Source organism: Streptomyces sp. V4I8 (genome assembly GCF_041261225.1).
In the GTDB taxonomy this organism is placed as follows: domain Bacteria; phylum Actinomycetota; class Actinomycetes; order Streptomycetales; family Streptomycetaceae; genus Streptomyces.
Genome location: NZ_JBGCCN010000001.1, coordinates 8,269,412 through 8,282,810, shown reverse-complemented (window position 1 = coordinate 8,282,810; position 13,399 = coordinate 8,269,412). Strand labels below are relative to the sequence as shown.

General features: G+C 70.9%; 14 protein-coding genes and 1 pseudogene. 2 read left to right on the top strand and 13 right to left on the bottom strand.

Going from position 1 to position 13,399, the window contains the following annotated elements; genetic code table 11:
• The first annotated feature begins 55 nt into the window (after positions 1-55).
• On the top strand, positions 56-406 hold the full coding sequence (locus ABIE67_RS37630) for a tannase/feruloyl esterase family alpha/beta hydrolase (protein WP_370269334.1): 351 nt from the start codon (positions 56-58) through the stop codon (positions 404-406).
• A 5-nt stretch (positions 407-411) separates the two neighbouring features.
• A complete protein-coding gene (locus tag ABIE67_RS37625; protein WP_370266014.1) occupies positions 412-708 on the top strand; it encodes a tannase/feruloyl esterase family alpha/beta hydrolase in 297 nt (98 codons plus the stop codon).
• A gap of 352 nt (positions 709-1,060) precedes the next feature.
• Here ABIE67_RS37625 and dmpG read toward each other — a convergent pair.
• The 13 genes and pseudogenes from dmpG to ABIE67_RS37560 all read right to left on the bottom strand — a co-directional run bounded on the left by dmpG (position 1,061) and on the right by ABIE67_RS37560 (position 13,364).
• Positions 1,061-2,087: pseudogene (gene dmpG, locus ABIE67_RS37620) on the bottom strand (4-hydroxy-2-oxovalerate aldolase).
• Positions 2,084-3,040 (bottom strand): acetaldehyde dehydrogenase (acetylating), encoded by a 957-nt coding sequence (locus ABIE67_RS37615; RefSeq protein WP_370266013.1) that lies wholly within the window; start codon positions 3,038-3,040, stop codon positions 2,084-2,086. The pseudogene dmpG and the gene ABIE67_RS37615 overlap by 4 nt, the downstream one beginning before the upstream one ends.
• Positions 3,037-3,867, bottom strand: coding sequence for a 2-keto-4-pentenoate hydratase (locus ABIE67_RS37610; RefSeq protein ID WP_370266012.1), 831 nt, complete (start codon positions 3,865-3,867; stop codon positions 3,037-3,039). The genes ABIE67_RS37615 and ABIE67_RS37610 overlap by 4 nt, the downstream gene beginning before the upstream one ends.
• A gap of 5 nt (positions 3,868-3,872) precedes the next feature.
• Positions 3,873-4,811 (bottom strand): 3-carboxyethylcatechol 2,3-dioxygenase, encoded by a 939-nt coding sequence (locus ABIE67_RS37605; RefSeq protein ID WP_370266011.1) that lies wholly within the window; start codon positions 4,809-4,811, stop codon positions 3,873-3,875.
• Between the two features lie 8 nt (positions 4,812-4,819).
• Positions 4,820-5,812, bottom strand: coding sequence for a zinc-binding dehydrogenase (locus ABIE67_RS37600; RefSeq protein ID WP_370266010.1), 993 nt, complete (start codon positions 5,810-5,812; stop codon positions 4,820-4,822).
• Between the two features lie 167 nt (positions 5,813-5,979).
• A complete protein-coding gene (locus tag ABIE67_RS37595) occupies positions 5,980-6,456 on the bottom strand; it encodes a GNAT family N-acetyltransferase (protein WP_370266009.1) in 477 nt (158 codons plus the stop codon).
• Between the two features lie 7 nt (positions 6,457-6,463).
• On the bottom strand, positions 6,464-8,047 hold the full coding sequence (locus tag ABIE67_RS37590) for a long-chain fatty acid--CoA ligase (protein WP_370266008.1): 1,584 nt from the start codon (positions 8,045-8,047) through the stop codon (positions 6,464-6,466).
• A gap of 63 nt (positions 8,048-8,110) precedes the next feature.
• Positions 8,111-8,932, bottom strand: a complete 822-nt coding sequence (gene hcaB / locus ABIE67_RS37585; protein WP_370266007.1) for a 3-(cis-5,6-dihydroxycyclohexa-1,3-dien-1-yl)propanoate dehydrogenase — start codon at positions 8,930-8,932, stop codon at positions 8,111-8,113.
• Positions 8,932-9,798 carry an alpha/beta fold hydrolase gene (locus ABIE67_RS37580; protein WP_370266006.1) on the bottom strand — a complete coding sequence of 289 codons (867 nt, stop codon included), beginning with the start codon at positions 9,796-9,798 and terminating at the stop codon, positions 8,932-8,934. Before ABIE67_RS37580 ends, hcaB begins: the two co-directional genes overlap by 1 nt.
• Before the next feature lie 19 nt (positions 9,799-9,817).
• Positions 9,818-10,378 (bottom strand): 3-phenylpropionate/cinnamic acid dioxygenase subunit beta, encoded by a 561-nt coding sequence (locus ABIE67_RS37575; RefSeq protein WP_370266005.1) that lies wholly within the window; start codon positions 10,376-10,378, stop codon positions 9,818-9,820.
• Positions 10,379-10,474: 96 nt separating this feature from the next.
• Positions 10,475-11,692, bottom strand: a complete 1,218-nt coding sequence (locus ABIE67_RS37570; RefSeq protein WP_370266004.1) for an NAD(P)/FAD-dependent oxidoreductase — start codon at positions 11,690-11,692, stop codon at positions 10,475-10,477.
• Complete coding sequence (locus ABIE67_RS37565) at positions 11,689-12,042, bottom strand: bifunctional 3-phenylpropionate/cinnamic acid dioxygenase ferredoxin subunit (protein WP_370266003.1); 354 nt, start codon at positions 12,040-12,042, stop codon at positions 11,689-11,691. The genes ABIE67_RS37570 and ABIE67_RS37565 overlap by 4 nt, the downstream gene beginning before the upstream one ends.
• Positions 12,042-13,364 carry an aromatic ring-hydroxylating dioxygenase subunit alpha gene (locus ABIE67_RS37560; protein ID WP_370266002.1) on the bottom strand — a complete coding sequence of 441 codons (1,323 nt, stop codon included), beginning with the start codon at positions 13,362-13,364 and terminating at the stop codon, positions 12,042-12,044. Before ABIE67_RS37560 ends, ABIE67_RS37565 begins: the two co-directional genes overlap by 1 nt.
• Between the last annotated feature and the right edge of the window lie 35 nt (positions 13,365-13,399).

Genomic DNA, 13,399 nt, shown 5'->3' with positions numbered 1-13,399 from the left:
GAACCGGTACCGGACTTGTCCCTTTGCGTTCGGTGGCATTTCTTGATGCGGTTTCATCCTCGGCTACCCGGCCATGAACTGGAACCGGTTCATCATCGGGGAGGCCTGGCCCGCCGTGGTCGTCAACGAGCTGCTGGGTCCCCAGGGCCTGGCGCCCGCCAGGAGTGACGCCGCGAACGCCGCCGCCGTTGCCGCCTGCGACAGCCAGGACGGCGTCACGGACGGCGTCATCGCCGAGCCCCGTCGCTGCCACTTCGACGCCAGGAAGGTCAGCGGCCTCACCCCGCAGGAGGCCAAGGCCGTCAACCTGATCTGGGACGGCCCCCGTGGCGCACGCGGCAACCGCCTGTGGGGCGGCATCACACGCGGCACTTCTCCACCCTGCTGCCCGGCGGCAACGCCATGAGCCCGATGATCGAGACCTACGTCCGCTACTGGCTGGAGCAGGACGCCGGCTACGACTGGCGCCGCCACCTGACGATCGAGAACTTCCCCCAGGCTTTCGAGGCCTCCTACCGCAAGTTCCAGGCGACCGCCTCGACCGACAGCACCGATCTGTCGGCCGTTCGTCGCAACAACGGCAAGATCCTCTGCTACCTGGGGGTCAACGACCCACTGATCGTGCCCTTCGGCTCCTACAACTACCAGCAGCGCCTGTTCGACCGTTACGGCGTCGAGGGCACCCGGTCGTTCGTCCGCACCTTCTAATTCCCCAACGTCGGCACCGCCCCCGCTCTGACCGGCACCGCCCCGCCCCTGTCCCAGCTTCTGGACTCCCTCCAGACGTGGACCGAACGCGGCAAGGCGCCGCAGTCCTTCAACCAGAAGGACACCGCCGCGGGCGTCGAGCGGACCATCTGCGCCTACCCCGACACTGCCACCGCGGCGGGCTCCGACGCGCCTTGTCAGACGCGGACCACGGTCCCCGCCGACCTCGTCGACGCCTCCCTCACCACCAAGGACCGCCGCTGATCCACGCGAACGGGGTCACGCCCATACCGGGCGTGACCCCGTTTCCGTGCTTCCTGCAGCCGTTCAGGACGCCGCAGTCGATCGGTGCTCAGCTCACCGGGGTTGCCCCGCCCGACGCGAGGTCGAGGGCGATGTCCACGATCATGTCCTCCTGCCCGCCGACCAGGCCCCGGCGGCCGACCTCCAGCAGGAGCGCACGGGCGTCGACGCCGTAGCGCTGGGCGGCGAGCTCGGCGTGGCGCAGGAAGGAGGAGTAGACGCCCGCGTAGCCGAGGGTGAGGGTCTCGCGGTCCACCTGGACCGGGCGGTCGCGCAGCGGTCGTACCAGATCGTCGGCGGCGTCCTGGAGGGCGAGCAGATCGCAACCGTGCTTCCAGTCCTGGAGATTGGCCACGGCGATGAAGGCCTCGATGGGGCAGTTGCCCGCGCCGGCGCCCTGCCCGGCGAGGGACGCGTCGACGCGAGTGACGCCCTGCTCCACGGCGACGACGCTGTTCGCGACCCGACAGCGACAGGTTCTCGTGCGCGTGTACGCCGATCTCGGTGGCCGGGTCGAGGACGTCGCGGTAGGCGCGGACGCGCTCGCGCATGCCGTCCATGGTGAGCCGGCCGCCGGAGTCGGTCACGTACACGCAGTGGGCGCCGTAGGACTCCATGAGCTTGGCCTGGGCGGCGAGTTCGGCGGCCGGGGCCATGTGGCTCATCATCAGGAAGCCGGAGACGTCCATGCCGAGGTCGCGGGCCTTGGCGATGTGCTGGGCGGAGATGTCGGCCTCGGTGCAGTGGGTGGCGATGCGGACCGAGCGGACGCCCAGGGCGTGGGCGCGTTCGAGTTCGGCGATCGTGCCGATACCGGGCAGGAGGAGGGTCGTGAGCACCGCGTCCTCGATCGCGTCCGCCGCCGCCTCGATCCACTCCCAGTCGGTGTGGCTGCCGGGGCCGTAGTTGAGCGACCCGCCCGCCAGGCCGTCGCCGTGCGCGACCTCGATCGCGTCGACACCCGCCGCGTCCAGGGCGGCTGCGATGCGGCCCACGTCGACCGGGTCGATGCGGTGCCGGATGGCGTGCATGCCGTCGCGCAGGGTGACGTCCTGGATGTACAGGCTGCGGCTCATCGGTGGGCCTCCACGGGAACGGCGCTGCGCCGGGCGATCGACTCGGCGACCCGCAGCGCGGCCGACGTCATGATGTCGAGGTTTCCGGCGTAGGCCGGCAGGTAGTGGGCGGCACCTTCGACTTCGAGGAACACCGAGATCCGGGTGGTCACCGGACCGGCGCTGTCGGGCACCAGGGTGTGCACCGGTTCGTCCTCGGCGACGGGGGCGAACTGCACCTCCTGCTTGAGGCGGTAGCCGGGCACGTACTGGGCCACGCGATCGGCCATCTCCTTGACGGAGGCGCGCACGGCGTCCTGGTCGACGTCACCGGTGAGGCAGAGCACGGTGTCCCGCATGATCAGGGGCGGCTCGGCGGGGTTGAGGATGATGATCGCCTTGCCGCGCGCGGCGCCGCCGACGGTCTCGATGGCGTGGGAGGTGGTCTCGGTGAACTCGTCGATGTTGGCACGGGTGCCGGGTCCGGCCGACTTGGAGGCGATGGAGGCCACGATCTCCGCGTAGTGGACGTCGGTCACCGCGGAGACGGCGGCGACCATGGGGATGGTCGCCTGGCCGCCGCAGGTGACCATGTTCAGGTTGTCGGCCCCGGCGTCGAGGTGCTCCTCCAGATTGACCGGCGGCACGACGAACGGGCCGATGGCCGCGGGCGTGAGGTCGATGAGCTTCTTGCCGTACGGCGCCAGCTTGTGGGCGTTGGCCAGGTGGGCCTTGGCCGAGGTGGCGTCGAAGACGATCTCGATGTCGTCGAAGTGCGGCATCGAGATCAGCCCGTCGACTCCCTCATGGGTCGTGGGGACCCTGAGGCGGGCGGCGCGCGCGAGGCCGTCGGACTCCGGGTCGATGCCGACCATGGCGCCGACCTCCAGGGTGTCCGACAGACGCAGGATCTTGATCATCAGGTCGGTGCCGATGTTGCCGGACCCGATGATGGCGACCTTGGTCTTCGTCATGCGTCTCTCTTTTCGGAGGGTGCGGCTTTCTCGGAGAAGGCGGCGGTGACCTCGCCGAGCGAGCTGATCTCGGCGCGGATCCGGGTGCCGGGAGGAGTGGGGACCATGGGGCCGAGCGCGCCGGACAGGACGACCTGGCCCGCGCGCAGCGGATCGCCGAACTCCCGTGCCGTACGGGCCAGCCAGGCCAGCGCGTTCAGCGGGTCGCCGAGGCACGCGGCGCCGGAGCCCTCGGAGACGAGCACGTCGTCGGCGTACAGCCGCATGGTGGTCTCGCGGGGCTCGAACTCGTCGAGGATGAGCCGGTGTTCGGCGAGGACGAACAGTCCGCTGGAGGCGTTGTCCGCGACCGTGTCGGTGAGGGTGATGTCCCAGTCGGCGATGCGGCTGTCGACGATCTCCAGCGCGGCGACCGCGTAGTCCACAGTCGCCCGTACCCGCGCCGGGGTCAGGTCGCCCTCGGCCAGGTCCTCCTTGAGCACGAAGGCGATCTCCGCCTCGGCCTTGGGCTGGAGCAGCCGCCCAGACGGCACCTCGGGCAGACCCGAGACGTCCATGTCGGCGAAGAGCACACCGAAGTCGGGCTGGTCGACGCCGAGTTGCTGCTGCACGGCGGGTGAGGTCAGGCCGATCTTGCGGCCGACGACGACCGCGCCGTCCGCCAGCCTGCGACGGTTGAGCTCCTGTTGTACGGCGTAGGCGGCGGCGATGTCGTGTGCGCCGAGGAGGTCCCGTACGGGCGGGACGGGGCGGCCCTCGTCCAGGGCGGTGGCGAGCCGTGCGGCGGCGCGGACCACGGCCTGTGCGTCAACTGGCGTGTGCGTCATGCCGGTCACCGCCCCTCTGCCGTGGCCACGGCGAACCCGGCGATCCACGCGGGGATGGCCTCATAGAAGCGGGAGGTCATCTCGTACGGCCCGGTGGCGGCGAGGGAGGCGAACGCGGCGATCCACGTGCGGACCTCGTGGGCGGAGCCGCCGGCCTCCTTGGCCATCCCCTCCACGGTCCAGGAGTCGAACTCCGCCAACTCGCCTTGTTCCAAGTGGTCGAGGAGACGGTTGTCCCAGGCGGGGTTGATCGGGATCATCGCGCTCGACCCGGCGGCGTAGTCACGCCCCGCCTGGACGACTCGCTGCTCGCCCTTCGCGCGCTGCTCGGGCGTCGGCGGGTGGCCCTCGATGAGCGCGTCGGCGACTCGGGGCGGTGCCCCGTCCAGGACCGGGACGGGCGGATCGTGCGAGAGACCGCCGGAGGCGAGGAACAGCACCCGGCGGTCGAGGTGGCCGGCCGCTTGCCCGATCGCGGTCCCCAGGGCCCTGATGCGGCTCACCGGACCCAGCGGTGTGGCCACGCCGTTGACGAAGACGGGCACGACCGGAACCTGGTCGATGCCGCCGAAGAGGACCTCAAGCGGCTGCGCGAAGCCGTGGTCGACGGTCATTCGGGCCGACACAGTGAGGTCGATACCTCTGTCGAGCACACCCTGGGCCAGAGCCTTCGCGGCTTCGGTGTCGACCGACAGCGGTCCCGCGGCCGTACCGAAGTCGCCTACCGCGTGTGCCTCGGTGGCCAGGCAGAACGGCGGCATCTCCTTGTAGAAGAAGCCGTTGTAGTGGTCGGGAGCGTAGAGCACGACCAGGTCCGGGTCGAAGGCACGGATGAAGGTCCGCGCCGTGTCGACGGCCTCGTCGACACGGGCCAGGACCTCCGGGTCGGGGTCGTTCTTGCCGATGAGGGGCGAGTGGGACAGCCCGACGGCTGCTGCGGGCATGGGCGTTCCTATCGGTGAGAGGGGGAATCCGACGGGTGGATGACGAGCTTTCCGGTCAGCCCGCCGTCGATCATGAGCTGGAATCCCTTGTGGATGTCCGTGAGGGGCAGGGTCCGGTCGATCACCGGGCGGACCCCGGTCGCGTCGAGCATGCGCAGCATCGCCACCAGCTCGGCGCGGGTGCAGCCGGTGGAGCCGAGGATGCGCTGCTGGAGGTAGAAGACGCGGCCCAGGTCGGCGGGCGGGTTGGTGCCGCTGGTGGCTCCGGCGATCACGACCGTGCCGCCGGGCCGCAGCGACTTCAGCGAGTGCGACCAGGTCGCCTCCCCGACCGTCTCGATGACGACGTCGACCTTCTCGGGCAGCCGCTCGCCGGTGGGCAGCGCGGCCCGGGCGCCCCAGGCGAGGGCCTCAGCGCGCTTGTCCTCGCTGCGGCTTGTGGCGTAGACGACGGCACCCGCGGCCACCGCGAGCTTGATCGCGGCGGAGGCGACACCGCCGCCCGCGCCCTGCACCAGCACCCGGTCGCCGGCGGTGATCCGGGCCTGGGTGAACAGCATCCGGTAGGCCGTGGTCCAGGCGACCGGCAGACAGGCGGCCTCGTCGAACGACAGCCACGCGGGCTTGGGAACCAGGTTGCGGGTCGGGACCGTGACGTACTCCGCGAAGGCACCGTCGTGCTGCTCGGACAGCAGCGCCCGGTTCGGGTCCAGCGTCTCGTCGCCGCGGCCGGCGTCCGGGTCGCCGAGCACCGGGTGGACGATCACCTCGTTGCCGGCCTCGTCGTATCCGGCCGCGTCGCAGCCGAGGACGATCGGGAGCCGCTCGGGCGGGTGGCCGACGCCCCGCAGGGTCCACAGGTCGTGCATGTTGAGCGAGGAGGCCACGACACGGACCCGGGACCAGCCGGGCTTCGGTGCGGGCTCCGGTACGTCGTCGCGCAACGCGAGCCCGGAGAGGGGGTCGGTGGCGCTCTGGGATATGGCGATAGCGGCAAGCACGAGATCAAGGTGACGGGGGCACGGTGCTGGCTCCAGCTTGTGTGCCGCTGTGCAGCACGGAGGCCGTCGTAGTCGTGTCCGGGGCTGCGCCACTTTCGGGGTGAACGCCGATGGCCGACGGCCAGGTCTCGTACCTGTGCCGTCGGCCGTCGTGGAGGGAAGTGGGCTCAGTGAGGCATGTCGTCCAAGGCCGTGGGGAGATCGGCCAGCCAGGACGGTTCCGCCGTGAACAGGACGACGCTGCCGTTCGGCAGGTCCGCTTCCGCGACCCGGCGGAAGCCGCCCGCTTGGAAGGCGGCCTGGAGGGCCGTGTCGTCCTCGGCCGGCGCGGCGACCACACGGCGGCAGTGCGGGTCGGCGGCGAACAGCGCGGGGACGAGGTCGTTCAGCAGCCGACCGGCCATGTTCCGCGCGTCCTGGACCAGGACCAGCCCAACGGCGATGTCATACGCGCCGTACGGGTAGCAGGCACGCAGCGGATGGCGCTGGACGCGGTACAGCCGCAGCTCGACCGGTGTGCCGCCGCCGCGCGGGGCGACGGCGTACGCGTGGACGCCGTGACCGGCGTCGACGAGTGGACGCAGGGTCCAGCCGTCGCCGAGGACGGGCTCGGGCGGCGGCTGCACGTCGGGCAACGTGGTCATGACGGGCTCACACCGCGTCGGCGGCCGGCTCGGCATCCGCCTCGACCAGTCGGCGCAGTTCGCCCTTGGCCAGCTTGCCGCTGGCGTTGCGGGGCAGTTGGTCGACGAGCAGGAGGCGGGTGGGGAGCTTGTAGCGGGCGAGGTGCCGGCCGGCGAACTCCCGTACCTCTTCCAGCGTGAGCGAGGTTCCGGGCGCACAGGTGAGAACGGCCTGGGCGGTTTCGCCCCACTTCGGGTCGGGGACGCCGATGACGGCCGCCTCCAGGACGCCGGGGCAGGCGGCGAGGACGCGCTCCACCTCGGCCGGGTAGATGTTCTCGCCACCGCTGATGATCATGTCCTTCAGCCGGTCGACGATGTAGTAGAAGCCCTCCTTGTCACGGTGGGCGATGTCGCCGGTGTGGAACCAGCCGGCGTCGTCGAAGGCGGCGCGGGTCGCCTCCGGGTTGTTCCAGTAGCCGGGGGTGACGTTGGGTCCGCGGACGCAGATCTCGCCGCGGGTGTCGGCCTCGGCGATCCTGGCGCCGGTGACGGGATCGGCGAGACAGATCTCGGTGTACGGCATAGGGGCGCCGGCCGAGCCCGCCTTCTCCAGCGTCAGCTCGGCGGGCAGGTACGTGGCGAAGGGGGCCGTCTCGGTGAGCCCCCAGGCCTGCTGGAGCAGGATGCCGCGTTCGGCGTAGTCCTTGATCAGCTGCGGCGGGACGGGGGCGCCCGCGACCACCGCCGAGCGCAGGGCTCCCAGGTCGGCCTCGGCGAAGCCGGGTGTGCGGGCGAGGGCGCCGTACATGGCGGGGACCGCGAAGAAGGCCGTCACCCGGTGCTGAACGAGATCCTCCAGACACTGGGCGGGGTCGAAGCCGCGGCGCAGGACGACCGTGCCGCCACGCAGAAGGGTGCGCAGGGTCAGGGCGTTGAGGCCGCCGATGTGGAAGAGGGGGGCGACGGCCAGGTTCACGTCGTCGGAGCGGGTGTCCACCATGCTGTCGACGTTGACCGCGTTCCACCACAGGTTGCCGTGGGTGAGCATGACGCCCTTGGGGCGGCCGGTGGTGCCGGAGGTGTACATCAGGGCGCCGAGGTCGTCGTCGTGCAACGGCACCGGCTCCCGTTCGGGCCGGCCGGGGCCGAGCAGCTCCGACAGCGGCGTCCACGCGGCGGCGGGTGCCTCGATGGCCGGGCAGGCGGGGTCGGTGTCGACCAGGATGTGGCGGCGGGCGGGGATGTCGCCGAAGACCGACTCCACCAGTTCGCGGTGTCCCTCCTCGACCACCAGCGTGTGGGCTCCGCTGTCGGTGAGGAGGTGGCGTACTTCGTCGGCGGCGAGGCGGAAGTTGACGGGGACGAAGACGGCCCCGAGGTGGGCGGCGGCGAACAGCGTGTGGAAGAAGGTGGCGCTGTTGAAGCCGAGGTAGGCGATCCGGTCGCCGCGGCGCAGTCCCTGCTCGGCGAGCCCGGCGGCCAGTTCGATGGCGGCGCGGCTGAGCTGGGCGGCGGAGAACTCCTGGCCCTCGTGGACGAGGGCGGTGGGCGTGGGGTACTTGGCTCTGCGGTGCAGGGCGGCTGCGGGGCTGATGTCGACGGCGGCCATACGGCGGCTCCTTCGATGGCTGTCGTACGAAAGCGGAGGGTGTCGTACAGGAGGCGGAGGTTTCTACAGGCCTGCGCCGCCGGCGGCGGTGCGGAAGCCGCGCACGGCGATGCCGCCGTCGGCGGGGATGACGGCTCCGGTGACGGTGCCGCTGTTGGTGCGGGAGGCGAGCAGGACGTACGGGCCGGTGAAATCCTCGGGCTCGACGCTGCAGTCGTACAAGGGGATGAGAGGCGGCTGCTTGTCGCCGGACGCCTCGTTCTTGGCGAAGGAGGCCTCCAGCGTGCGGTCCTGCAGTCCCAGGCTCTCGGGGCCGCGCAGCTTGGTGCGCATACCGCCGACGGCGACGCCGTTGACGCGGACCTTCGGCGCCAGTTCGTAGGCGAACTGGCGGAGCAGGCCGAGGCAGGCGTGTTTGCTGGCGGTGTAGAGGGAGCCGCCGCCGTCGGTGTGGAAGGAGGCGTTGGAGAGGGTCATGACGATGCTCCCGCGACTGCGCACCAGTGCCCGCCAAGCAGCCTCCACGGCCAGGACGTATCCCTTGACGTTGATGCCGAAGACCTCGTCGAACGCCTCGGACAGCTCCTTGCCGGACAGCCGGGTGACGCTGCGGTGGTAGTCCCAGATTCCGGCATTCGGAACGAGGATGTCCAGCTTGCCGAAGCGCTCGACGGTGGCCTCGACCGCCCGGTGCAGGTCGTCCGGGGAACGCACGTCACCCGTGACGGTCAGCACCCCGTCCGGGAGGTCGCCCAACTGCTCCGCATCCCGGTCCAGTACGGCGACGTGCGCCCCCTCGGCCAGATAGCGCAGAGCGACCGCGCGTCCGATGCCCGAGCCGCCGCCGGTGATCAGGGCGACCTCGCCCTCCAGCCAGCCGCCCATCACCGGGCACCGAGGAAGTCGGTGACGAGGCGCTCGAACTCGGCCTGCCGTTCCAACTGCACCCAGTGCCCGCAGCCGCCGAAGACGTGCAGCTGGACGTCGCGGATCTGCTTGAGCATGAGCTGGGCGCCGTCGAGGGTGATCGTACGGTCGTCGCGGCCCCACAGCAGCAGGGTCGGCGCCTTGATCCTGTGGACGCGCTGCCAGAGCGGGTCCATGCCGTGCCGCTTGGCGAAGGCCGCGTTGTAGGCGTGGTAGAAGGCGATGTGGGACTCGTCGAGGGAGGCCTCGTAGCGGGCCTGGACGGTGTCCTCCCAGCGCTTCGGTTCGGCGGTCATGACGCGGATGAAGTCCCGCATCTTCTTCACCGTCGGGCCTTCGCCGTTGTAGTAGCGGAACATCGCCTTCTGGCCCTCGGTCGGGGTCGGCCCGAACGGCAGCCAGCCGCCCCCCGGCGCCATCAGTACCAGCTTCTCGACGCGCTCGGGGGCTTCGAGTGCGGTGGCGATGGCGGCGGCGCCGCCGAGGCTGTTGCCCAGCAAGTGGAACCGGTCGATGCCGAGGGCGTCCAGCGTCTGTAGCAGCGCGTCGACCGTGATCTCGGTGATGCTACGGGCGTCCAGGTCCGCCTCGGTCGGACGGTAACTGCCGCCGAAACCGGGCTGGTCGGGCAGCACGACCCGGAAGTGCGGGGTGAGGGCGGCCAGGTTCTGGTGGTAGTTGGCCACCGCGCTCGCGCCGGGACCGCCGCCGTGCAGCATCACCAGCACCGGGCCCTCGCCGGCCTCGCTGACCGCGACGGTCCCGAGCGTCGTCCGCACGGTGTGCTCGACGAGCTTCGGCTCTTCAGTCTGTGCAGTGCTCACGTGGGTCTCCGGTCGGTCATCACAGGAAGGTGCTGATGTTCTTGGCGAGCAGGACGTTCTGGTCGAGCAGGATCGTGCGGCGGGCGATGAGCAGGCCGCCGTCCTCGGTGCGCCGCAGGACGTCGGTGCGACCGCCGGCGTAGAGGTCGACCTCGCGCTCCAGCCGGTTGCGATAGCAGAGGAACGCCGACTCGGCGACGTACTCACCGCTCGCCTCGCCCGGCCATACCGTCACGTTGGTGATCAGATGCCGGGTCCGCGAGGGCGGGTCCTCGGCCCACGCCATGCCCGAGTCGAAGCGGCGGATCCGCCAGGCCAGACTCGCCTTGGTCTCGTCGAAGATCGCCACCTCGCCGGGCGAGCCGTCGGCCAGGGCCTGCTGACGGCGCAGCCGGTTGGTGCGCACCGGCGCCCAGTAGTGCAGGTCGTCGGCGAACAGCTCCAGCCAGTCCGCGTAGCGGTGCTGGTCGAGGAGTTGTGCCTCAACTGCGTACAGTCGCTGCACCTCGAAGTGGAGGCGGATGTCGTCGTAGGAGACCGTCGAGGCCTCGTCGACCGCCGGCTCCGGGTGAATACTCATCGGTGGGTCCTCCAGCGGGCCGCGCTCGGTTCTGTCATTCCAGCGCGGAGAGGGTGGTTCGGAGAGCGCGTGTGCCGGTGTGTGGCACGGCGGGGGTCAGCGCCTGAGCAGCGCCCGCAGGTCCGTGTTCTCGTCGGCCAGGTGCACCGGGTCGACCACGGTGCGGCGGTCGACGAGACGGCGAGCGGCCTTGATGTCCCGGGCGCGGTCGATGGCGGCCGCGGCCACCACCCGATCACCGCGCAGCCCGAAGACGGTGAAGGCAGCGCTGTCCTCAGGCGCGCCGCGCCGCACGGTCCGCTCGGCGTCAGCCATCGTGCCGACCGCTTCCAGGCGCGAGCCGTGCCGGTCGGACCAGAACCACGGCGCACCGGGCTCCGGAACAGGGCGGCCGAGGATGCCGCGGGCGGCGGCCTCGCCCCCCTGCTGGGCAGCCTCCCAGTGCTCGTGCCGTACGCGATGCCCGTCCCGACGGGCCACATCACCGACGGCGAAGACGTTCGGATGGGAGGTGCGCTGACCGGCGTCGACCACGATGCCGTTGTCCACGGCGAGTCCGCCGGCCTCGGCCAGTTCGGTGGCCGGCCGGATGCCGATGCCGACCACCACCGTGTCGGCGGCGATGGCCTCGCCATACCCGTGGAGGTGCAGCAGAGCGCCTCCGGTCCGGGCCTCGACGCGCTCGACGCCGGCGGTGATCACTTCGATGCCCTCGGCGGAGTGCCTGAGGTGCAGGGCGCTCGCGATGTCGTCCCCTACCACCGCGGCCAGTGGCACCGGCACCGGGTCGATCAGGGTGACGCGGCAGCCCAGGGCCTGGGCGACGGCCGCGGTCTCGGCGCCGATCAGTCCGGCCCCGACCACGGCCACCCGGGCACCGGGCAGCAGGCGTTCCCGCAGCCACTCGGCGTCCTCCCAGGTACGCAGCAGGTGGACGGCCGGGTCGTCGCCGCCGGGCACGGGCAGCGCGCGGGGCGTGCCGCCGGTGGCCAGCACGATCATGTCGGTGCCCACGATCGACCCGTCGATCAGCTCCAGGCCGCCCTCGTGTGGGCGGAGCGCCCGGACCCGCGTGCCCTCGCGCAACTCGACGCGCTGCTCCTCGTACCACCGCTCCGGCCGCAGCAGGACGTCGTCGCGCCGGGCCTTGCCGAGCAGTACGTCCTTGCTGAGTGGCGGCCGGTCGTACGGCAGTCCGTGCTCGGCGGAGTACAGCGTGAGCTCACCGTCGTAGCCCTGGGCGCGCAGGGCGTCGCAGGTGGAGACGGCGGCCAGGCCCGCGCCGACGACGGCGATGCGCTGCGGGTGGGTCATGCGGTGGCCTCCTGGCCGGGGTGCAGCCAGATGCCGCCGTCGCGGACCTCGACCCGGTGGGTACCTGCGGCGACGGTGGCGGGCATGCACTGAGGTTCGCCGGACTTCAGGCAGAAGCGGGCGCTGTGCAGCGGACACTCCACCTCGCCGTCCTCTATCCAGCCCTCGGACAGCGAGGCTTGGCCATGGGAGCAGGTGTCGTCGAGGGCGTAGTAGGCGCCGCCGTCGTGGAAGACGGCGATGGCGCCGCCGTGGCCGGTGGTCTCGGCGGCCACCTTCAGCGCCTCGCCCTCCTCGATGTCGCCCACCTCGGCGACGCGGATACCGGTACCGGTGGTGCTCGTGCTCATCAGCTGTCCTTCTCGTGCCAGGCCGGCGTGTTCATCAGGTCGCGCCAGCGGGTGTAGAAACCGCGGGCGGCACCGTCGCTGTAGAGGCGGCCGGTCGTGCCGGGATGGATGCCGTCCTCCGTCTGAAGCCCCAGGCCCATCTGGTAGTTGAGAGTCATGGAGCCGGACACGAAACCGTGGGCCGTGGCCTGGACCTCGCTCCAGTTCTCGCCGTCGTCCTGCTCGAAGATGCCGGTTGGCCCGAACGTCCGCAGGTTGTAGATCCGTTGGGCGTCCTTGACCTCGTCCGGCATGGACTTGTCGACGAGTGTCCAGGCCCAGACCTCCATCTTGTCCGGCCCCTTCGGATGCCAGACACGGATGGACCCGTTGACCGGGAGGTACGAGAAGTTCGGGAAGACCGTGCCGTGACCAGTGGTCATCGGGCCTTCGACGCGGGCGTCACCGAGGCGTTCGCGCAGCGCGGCGTAGTCGTAGTGGCCGTGTACGACCCGGTCGTCGAAGCGGCTCTTCGGGTGGGTGGGGAAGCCGTGCCCGTGGCCGAGCGGGTCGGTGTACTGCCTTCCCGGCGTCTGCACGATCTCGGCCTTGGGGCCCTTGCCAGTGGGAGACATGACCATCAGCGCCGAGGCGTGCGAGATGTTGACGTGGTACCAGTCGGAGGCGAATTGCTCTGCGGCGAGCTTCCAGTTGCCCTCCAGCACCCACTTGTGCACCCCGCCGACCACCTCGGTGCCCTCCGGGTCCCGGTCGAGCATCGCGTCCAGATACCAGGCGAGGCCGCCCAGCGCCTCGCGCAGCGACGGGGCCTCGGGGTTCCAGGTCGCGAAGACGAGTCCCTTGTACATGTCGAGCTGGGCGACTTCGATCAGACCCCACTGGTCCTGGTCGAAGTGGGCCGGATAGTCCTCGCCGTTGGGTACGTTGATCAGCTTGCCGGAGGTGTCGTACGCCCAGCCGTGATAGCTGCACGTGAACGCCTTCGTGGCGCCCGCGTCGGCGCGGCAGACCCGCATGCCCCGGTGGCGGCAGGCGTTGAGGAAGGCCCGCAGCTTCCGGTCGCGGCCCATCGTGACGATGACCGGGTCCTCGCCCATGTACGTGGTGAAGAAGTCGCCGGGCTTGCTGAACTGGCTCTCGTGCGCGAGGAACAGCCAGCTCGGCGCGAAGACGCGGCGCAGCTCCTGCCGGTGGAGGCCGGTGTCGCTGAAGATCGTCCGGTCGATGAGGCCCCGGTCCAGGTCGAAGTAGGCGCCGACGTCGGCGGAAGGCTCGCGGACACGAGCCGGACGGTCCGCCGGACGGACAGGGGTGGATGTCATCGGTGGGCCTCCTCGCACGTGGGAATCTGCGGCGC

What these genes read in the sequence shown, in the direction of transcription:
- ABIE67_RS37625 (WP_370266014.1), top strand. Translation starts at nt 412, where the DNA reads ATGATCGAGACCTACGTCCGCTACTGGCTGGAGCAGGACGCCGGCTAC.
- ABIE67_RS37560 (WP_370266002.1), bottom strand. Translation starts at nt 13,364, where the DNA reads ATGACATCCACCCCTGTCCGTCCGGCGGACCGTCCGGCTCGTGTCCGC.
- ABIE67_RS37575 (WP_370266005.1), bottom strand. Translation starts at nt 10,378, where the DNA reads ATGAGTATTCACCCGGAGCCGGCGGTCGACGAGGCCTCGACGGTCTCC.
- ABIE67_RS37615 (WP_370266013.1), bottom strand. Translation starts at nt 3,040, where the DNA reads ATGACGAAGACCAAGGTCGCCATCATCGGGTCCGGCAACATCGGCACC.
- ABIE67_RS37565 (WP_370266003.1), bottom strand. Translation starts at nt 12,042, where the DNA reads ATGAGCACGAGCACCACCGGTACCGGTATCCGCGTCGCCGAGGTGGGC.
- ABIE67_RS37590 (WP_370266008.1), bottom strand. Translation starts at nt 8,047, where the DNA reads ATGGCCGCCGTCGACATCAGCCCCGCAGCCGCCCTGCACCGCAGAGCC.
- ABIE67_RS37570 (WP_370266004.1), bottom strand. Translation starts at nt 11,692, where the DNA reads ATGACCCACCCGCAGCGCATCGCCGTCGTCGGCGCGGGCCTGGCCGCC.
- ABIE67_RS37595 (WP_370266009.1), bottom strand. Translation starts at nt 6,456, where the DNA reads ATGACCACGTTGCCCGACGTGCAGCCGCCGCCCGAGCCCGTCCTCGGC.
- ABIE67_RS37610 (WP_370266012.1), bottom strand. Translation starts at nt 3,867, where the DNA reads ATGACGCACACGCCAGTTGACGCACAGGCCGTGGTCCGCGCCGCCGCA.
- ABIE67_RS37605 (WP_370266011.1), bottom strand. Translation starts at nt 4,811, where the DNA reads ATGCCCGCAGCAGCCGTCGGGCTGTCCCACTCGCCCCTCATCGGCAAG.
- hcaB (WP_370266007.1), bottom strand. Translation starts at nt 8,932, where the DNA reads ATGGGCGGCTGGCTGGAGGGCGAGGTCGCCCTGATCACCGGCGGCGGC.